This window comes from Neisseria sp. HMSC065C04 (assembly GCF_001815375.1).
GTDB lineage: Bacteria > Pseudomonadota > Gammaproteobacteria > Burkholderiales > Neisseriaceae > Neisseria > Neisseria flavescens_D.
The window spans coordinates 4,586-11,645 of the sequence record NZ_KV820420.1 but is presented as its reverse complement, the minus strand read 5'-3'; the positions used below and the strand labels follow the sequence as shown (position 1 = coordinate 11,645).

General features: G+C 44.7%; 3 protein-coding genes. 2 read left to right on the top strand and 1 reads right to left on the bottom strand.

Annotation, left to right across the window (positions count from 1 at the left end; all coding sequences use genetic code 11):
• The first annotated feature begins 29 nt into the window (after nt 1-29).
• Nucleotides 30-5,096, top strand: a complete 5,067-nt coding sequence (locus HMPREF3022_RS08940) for a DUF2345 domain-containing protein (protein WP_070765506.1) — start codon at nt 30-32, stop codon at nt 5,094-5,096.
• A 16-nt stretch (nt 5,097-5,112) separates the two neighbouring features.
• A complete protein-coding gene (locus HMPREF3022_RS11420) occupies nt 5,113-6,222 on the top strand; it encodes an SEL1-like repeat protein (protein WP_079454232.1) in 1,110 nt (369 codons plus the stop codon).
• A gap of 563 nt (nt 6,223-6,785) precedes the next feature.
• On the opposite strand, the gene HMPREF3022_RS08930 is transcribed toward HMPREF3022_RS11420, so the two are convergent.
• The coding region (locus HMPREF3022_RS08930) for a transposase (RefSeq protein ID WP_141756522.1) at nt 6,786-7,060 on the bottom strand (275 nt) is incomplete at its 5' end.

Genomic DNA, 7,060 nt, shown 5'->3' with positions numbered 1-7,060 from the left:
AGAACTGCACCTACGCCTATATCGACGATATGGGCCGCTACCGCGTCAAATTACCGTTTGACCTGGACGAATGGAGTCCGGGCGGGGAAAGCCGTCCCGTCCGACTGGCCAAACCCTATGCCGGTCCCGAATACGGCATCCACTTCCCCTTACACGAAGGCACAGAAGTCATGCTGTCCTTCGTTCAGGGTAATCCCGACCGTCCGTATATCTCCGGCGTCATGCACGACAGCGCCCATACCGACCATATCCCTGCAGATTGGAATACCCGCAACGTCATCCGTACCTGGGCGAACAACAAACTCAGGATGGAAGACCAAAAAGGTCAGGAACATATTAAGTTGAGTACTGACTATCAGAAATCCCAACTTAACTTGGGCCATATCGTTGACTCAAATCGAGAAAAACGTGGCAAGAACGGTGAGGGCTTCGAACTCAGAACCGACGGTTGGGGTGCGTTACGCGCAAGTAAAGGGATACTTGTCAGTACGGATACACAAAGTGGGGCTAAGGGTGAAGTATTGGAGATGGGTAAGGCAATACGACGCATGCGTAAAGCATTGGACGCAGCCAAATTGTTGGATGCTGCCGCTATGCGTGTAGGAAATAGTGCTACAGAGAGTATTGCTCAAACAAACCATATTAATAGTAGTTTAAAGAAACTAAAAAAATCGGGCATCGTTATTTCGGCTCCCGATGGTTTGGCTACCAGTACCAAGCAAAGTATATTGAATACAGCACAAGGGCATATTCATTGGGTCAGCTTACAAGATAGTAACGTCAGTGCCGGTAAAAACTTTACTGCACACGCACTACAAGGTATCAATCTGTTTGCACAAAATAATGCCCTTAAAATTCATGCCGCTAAAGGTAAGGTTGAAATCCAGGCAAAAAATAACAAGATACAGATTGATGCAAAAAAAGATCTTGAACTGACCAGTAGTACTGCCAAAGTAATGATCGTTGGCAAAGATGAAGTTATGATTAGCGGTGGTGGAGGCAGCTATATCAAATTAAAAAATGGCGAAATTATACTTGCTTCTCCTAAGATCGTTCGCGTCAAAGCACCTGCAATGCCGGTGGGCGGTTCTGATAGCTTTTTCTTTAATGGTTTTGCAAAAACCGATAAAACCTGTATTCCTTGCAAGATTGCCGAATTAATTGGGCGTCCTGTTAATCCTATTTCGGGAATTAAGGTTTTGCCGGATGAAACAGATTTTGCTTTTGATGGGCTGGTACCTTTTGTATGGAGCCGCAGCTATTTCTCCGACCTAAAAGAAAGTTGGCTGGGTAGCGGCTGGCGCACTACATTGAGCGCCAAACTGGAGCGCAAAGACGGACGTTTTACCTATACCGATAATCAGGGACGTACATTTGATCTGCCAGAACTGGAGGAAGATGAAGGACAGGTTCTGTTTGAAGCAGAACAAATCATCTTCGAACGAATCGATAATGGCAGCTATCAAATTAGCAGTTTGGATGGGGACAGTAGACAGAGATTCTCTCCGTTACATCTGAATGGAACAAACCGTATCGGCAGTGGTGATGGCGATTATGTTCTTACGCGTGTTAGCGACCGTCATGGGAACGGCTACCGTATTGTTTATAATGAAGATACCGGTTTGCCGCATACTGTTATTGACGAACTGGGTCGGAAGATATGGTTTGAATTTGATAATCTCAGCCCTTTGACTCAGATTCCTGTTTATCGCCTTACCAGCATGGGTGGCTACAACGATAATCTACCTGAAGGTCGGGAAATTCTTGTCCGTTACCGTTATGACGACAACGGCGATCTTGTCGCAGTAGAAGATACCGAAGGTTTCGTTCACCGACGTTTCGGTTATCGCCGCCATATGATGATCCGTCACCAAACTGCAGCAGGATTAAATACCTACTATCAATACGACCACTATACCCCTAAAGGCCGGGTATTGCGCAGCCATACCGACAATGGCGAAGAGTGGCGTTTTGCCTATGCCGACGGACATACCCAAATCACTGACGCATTAGGACGTAGTGAACACCTTTATTACGACCATCATGGCGAAGTCGTTAAAAAAGTCTTTGCAGATGGCAGTAGCGTTTTAACTGAACGTGATGCATTAGGCCGTCCTATTAAAATTACTGATGAAATGGGACGTGAAACCCGCTACCGTTATAACGAATGCGGGCTGCTGACCTTTGTTGGCGGAGAAGGTGGGCAAAATCAGCACATTCGTTATGACCAAGAACGCCGACCGGTAGAGATTACCCTCCCGCACAATCAAAAGACCCTGATTGAGTACAACGAACAAGGATTACCTGCGACCCAAAGCGATAGCAAAGGCAATGCAACCCGTTACCGTTACAACGAAAATGGGCAAGTTACCCAAATTACCGATGCTAAAAACAATACCTATACATTTGAGTATGATCAGTACCGCCGCCTAAGCACTCAAACCGACTGTTCCGGTCAGCAAACCCGTTATACCTATAACGGTGAGGGCAAACTCGAAAGTATTACCGATGCAGCCGGCCACACCACGCACTACCATTACCAAAACGGAGAACCTGTGCGTACCGACTATCCAGATGGCAGCAGTGAACACTTCAGCTACGATCATGCAGGTCGACTGAATGTTCTTACTGATGCTAAAGGCAACCGTACCGCCTATGATTACGACAATGACAGCAAACCAACCGTCCGCTACAACGCACTGGGTAGTACATTCCAATACCGTTACGATCCCGCAGGTCGTCTGAAAACCCTCGTCAACGAAAACGGTGACAGCTATACCTTCGAATATGATGAGAGAGACCGTCTGATCCGTGAGATTGGCTTTGACGGCAAAATGACACGTTATACCTATAATCCTGCCGGCGAACTCATACGCGAAGAAGAATACGCGTCTGGGAATATCGACGTGCGTACCCGCCCACTACGGACGATCACCTACCACCGTGATCGTATCGGCCGCATTCGTCAGAAAGACAGTCATCTGGATGGCGGAGAAATCCTGAGTACCCACTACCGCTACGACAAACTTAACCGTCTGATCCAAGCACATAACGCCCATAGTGAACTTCGTTTTAGTTATGATCACAACAGACTGGTTAAAGAACAGCTCATCCACTTAGACGGACCTCTTAAGTCCGGTATCAGCCGGTCACCGTCCAAAGATGGCGCAGCACAGATTACCGAATACCGTTACGACGTACTGGACAACCGTATCCAAACTATCCTGCCTACAGGTGAAACCTTAAACCGCCTGTATTACGGCAGCGGGCACTTGCACCACGTCAACCTAGACGGCACCACCCTTGCCGACATCGAGCGTGATGCCCTGCATCGCCCGATCGAGCGAACTGTAGGCAAGCTGAATACCCAATTTCAACTTGACCCATTAGGCCGTCTGAAACAACAAATCGCCCAACCGAACGGTCACAACAAAGCAGACCCTGCCGTCCTTATCGGCCGCAGTTACCAATACGACACTACCGGCAACCTCATCCGAACTGATGACCAAACCAACGGCAGCAGGGATTACACCTATGATGCGCTGGGCAGAATTACCCAAAGCGCAGACGAGCACTACCGCTACGACCCTGCACATAACCTTACCGATGGAAGCAGAATCGGCGGCAACCGCCTTACCCAATACCAAGGTACCAATTACCGCTACGATCCTTTGGGCAATCTTATTGAGAAACAGCACAATAACGGTGAAATCCAACATTACCGTTATAATGCCGATAACCAACTGACCGAAGCCGAAATCCATAAACCGGGAGAAAGTCCGGTTCAGTACCGTTATCGCTATGATCCCATGGGCCGCCGCATAGCCAAAGTCCATCCAGACGGCAACGAAATCCAATACCTATGGGACGGCAGCCGCCTGCTACAGGAATACCGTAAAGACCGTACCTACACCTATGTTTATACCGAAGATCGAAACTATGAACCCCTTGCCCAAATCACCACCTACAATGGCTCAGACAAGGCAAGAGAAATCCTGTATTACCACAACGATCAAATCGGCATCCCGCGAGAGATGACCGATGAGAAAGGCAATATTGTTTGGAGCGGTGACTATAGCGGCTGGGGCAAACTAACCCAAGAAGGTCGTCTGAAACTGGATATACATCAACCCTTCCGTCTGCAGAATCAGCATTATGATGAAGAGACGGGGCTGCATTACAACTTCTTCCGTTACTATGACCCGGAGATTGGGCGGTTTACGCAGCAGGATCCGATTGGGTTAGCAGGCGGGGAGAGCCTGTATAGATTTGCAAATAGTGTGCAGACTTGGATAGATGTATTTGGCTTATCTGGAATCCCAATTTTTGGTATTAGTGATATTGCAGCAAAAAATTTAGAGAATCAATTTCATACAGAACAGGGGAAATATATTGAGGCACAACGTAAAGCAGCTCGACAAGCGGAAATAGATGCTGCAAAAACCAGTAAACTGATGACCTGTTTTAATAATGGCTATAGCATTCCTAACCCTGCAAAACAAGCCAAATGCCAACGGGAGTTGTTACAAGCTCAAAAGAGTGACATAAAAGTTGTGACAGGAGGAATACTTGTAACAGGTACAGCAGCAGGTGCGGTGACAGGGGGTGTGGCAGCAGCCGGAGGCGGAACAGCTCTCTTCTCACAGGCACCAAATGTAGTAAGGGGGGTAAAAGCAGTTGGCAATGTAGTAAAGAATAGTTCACTGGTGCAGACTTGGAATATCTTATCTCCAGCTGAAAAAGCTGTTGGTCTTTCCTCTGTAGTATCAGCAGCCAACCAAGCCAAGGAAGGTAAGTTTAGTGCTTGTGCGCTTGGAGTAGATATGGTAACTGGTGGAGCAGGATCAGGGTTAACTAAATTAGGTTCACAAGCCGGATTATCCGTTGGATCAGGAGCCATTTCTGATTATATGTGCCAAGGCAAATCAATAACAGAGACGTTGAAAGGGGTTCCAGGTAATGCATTGGGTACCGCTGCAGGATTTGGAGTAGGTAAAACTGGAGTTGGGGATATTAGTCAGACTCTCACAAATGAGATTACAAAACAGTCTATTAATACTGGTATGGATAAAGTAGTTCCATCTAAGAAACCTTAATTAAAAGGAGATATCAATGATTAAAAGTATAAGTTACTATCTTAATGTCATTATTTTATCTTTAATTGCTGGTTGCAATGGGTCTAATCAGACGCTTAGGGATACACAATGCGATCCACAGGGTTCGTTTTTATATTTAGAGCAATGTGCTATCGGAGGAGATATTTCTAGTCAATATAACTTAGCTGTTAGATATATGGATGGATTAAATGCTCCGAAAGATCTAAAGCAAGCTTTTTATTGGATGGAGCAGGCTGCAAAGAATGGAGATATCCGAGCACAATCTGACCTAGGTCTGCTCTATTATAATGGCTGGGGCATCTATAAAGATTATAAAAAAGCCTTTGAATGGACGCAAAAAGCTGCAGAGCAGGGAAGTGTTCCAGCTAATAATAATATGGGCTTTTTTTACAGCCATGGTATTGGTGTATCGGTAGATTGGAAAAAAGGAGCAGAATATTATCAATTGGCTGCAGATCAAGGATATATTGATGCCTATCAAAATTTATCTACTATGTACTTTAGCGGGAAAGGTGTTGATAAAGATATAAATAAAGCATTGGAATTTGCTAAAAGAGCTGCAGAGGATGGAGGTAATCAAATGGCCATTTATAACTTAGGTACAATTTATTCTTTAATAGGTAAAACAGAAGATGCTATTTTTTGGTTGAGAAAAGCAGCTGAATTAAATATGGCAGTGGGACAGGCAGAATTAGCAGGTGTGTTAGCCCCGATAGCCAAAACAGAAGCCGAAAAACAGGAAGCTAAGCTATGGTTGGAAAAAGCTTTAGCTCAAAATGAACCTTATGCTTATACTGTAGCCGGTGTATTATATTCTGAAAAAAATAATGTTTTCCCCATTAATGAGAAAAAAGCATATGAATATTATAAGAAAGCTGCCGAACTTGGTGAAGAAAAATCACAAACTATTTTGGCCTCATGGTATTGGGAAGGACGGTATGTACCAAAAGACGAGATAACAGCAGTGGAATGGTTTGAACGTGCGGCTAATAACGGTGAAATTAAAGCAGCCAAAAAATTGGTAGAAATCTATGGACAGGGTAGCAAAAATATTCCGAAAAATGAGGTAAGAAAGCAATATTGGCAGGATAAGCTTTCTGAGTAAACAATTATTACCCTCAAGCCTATAAGTAGAGAAAGAATAAGGGAAAATACCCTATTGACAAGATAGAAGTAACAACCTACTCCTGCTACTCAAAGCCGGAACTTACGTACCGTTTACAGCAAGATGCGGCATCGATAACTTAAAGCCAAATCAGTCAAGGAGAGTCTCTGTCTGTCAGATTAGTGTAAAGTAAAAAAGGTCTAATTAAAGGCTGTCTGAAACTAAATTTAGCTTTTCAGATGGCCTTTGTTTTATTCATTGAATACAACAAGCAATTATAAAAGCAGTCGCTCTATCACTGATAGTGTGCTCAATCTGATAATGTGCTCAATGGAATAGGATGGGACAAAGATAAGGAATACCTGCTGTAGAAGGAAATACTTATACCATTGATCAAGTTGCATATATCAGAGATGCAAGCAAAGAAGAGTATGATGCCAGTCCTCATGTAACCATATAGTAGGTTGTAATGGGGAAATTATCACCAGCAAAGAAGAAGCCCGCAACAGCTGCGCCGCCGGATACAAATCTTCATTTTAATAAGGGGTTGACGTAGATTAGCCCTAAATTCCGCACCAATCCCGCAGAATTTTAAGCTGTTGAGACGGTGTGCCGAAGTTAAACCGAAATTCGCATTCTTTCAAGAACAGCGGGAAGGATTTGCGATCGATTCCGTTGTATTTACGTAAGACGCGTTTTGCCTGATTCCAAAAATTCTCAATGCCGTCAATGTAGTTCTGACGGTCTGCAAATTCCTTGGAATGGTTGATACGGTAATGGATAAAACCGCTTACGTCCAGCTTGTCATAGCTGCTCAGGCTATCCGTGTAAACAATGC

Bases quoted from the DNA above. Each gene is read 5' to 3' on its own strand.
- HMPREF3022_RS11420 (WP_079454232.1), top strand. From the start codon at position 5,113: ATGATTAAAAGTATAAGTTACTATCTTAATGTCATTATTTTATCTTTA.
- HMPREF3022_RS08940 (WP_070765506.1), top strand. From the start codon at position 30: ATGGGCCGCTACCGCGTCAAATTACCGTTTGACCTGGACGAATGGAGT.